Here is a 267-nt window from a genome sequence, read left to right as displayed (position 1 = left end):
GTGTACAGCAGACGCTGGAGCAAGGTTTTAATATCGCCCGTAACGCGGCGCTGTTGGCAGAAGTACCACACTCTGTCCCGGCGGTGACCGTCAATCGCCTGTGTGGTTCATCCATGCAAGCATTACATGACGCAGCGCGAATGATCATGACCGGCGATGCGCAGGCATGTCTGGTTGGCGGCGTGGAGCATATGGGCCATGTGCCGATGAGTCACGGCGTCGATTTTCACCCCGGCCTGAGCCGCAATGTCGCCAAAGCGGCGGGCA

General features: G+C 59.6%; 1 protein-coding gene. It reads left to right on the top strand.

The features are described 5' to 3' along the window. A partial coding sequence (locus SB765_RS30195; protein ID WP_410932570.1) for a beta-ketoacyl synthase N-terminal-like domain-containing protein occupies nucleotides 1-267 on the top strand: 267 nt, incomplete at both ends.

This window comes from Pseudomonas sp. SIMBA_067 (assembly GCF_046534675.1).
In the GTDB taxonomy this organism is placed as follows: domain Bacteria; phylum Pseudomonadota; class Gammaproteobacteria; order Pseudomonadales; family Pseudomonadaceae; genus Aquipseudomonas; species Aquipseudomonas putida.
Note: the sequence above shows the minus strand (reverse complement) of the source record. Positions and strands in the feature narration are given on the sequence as shown.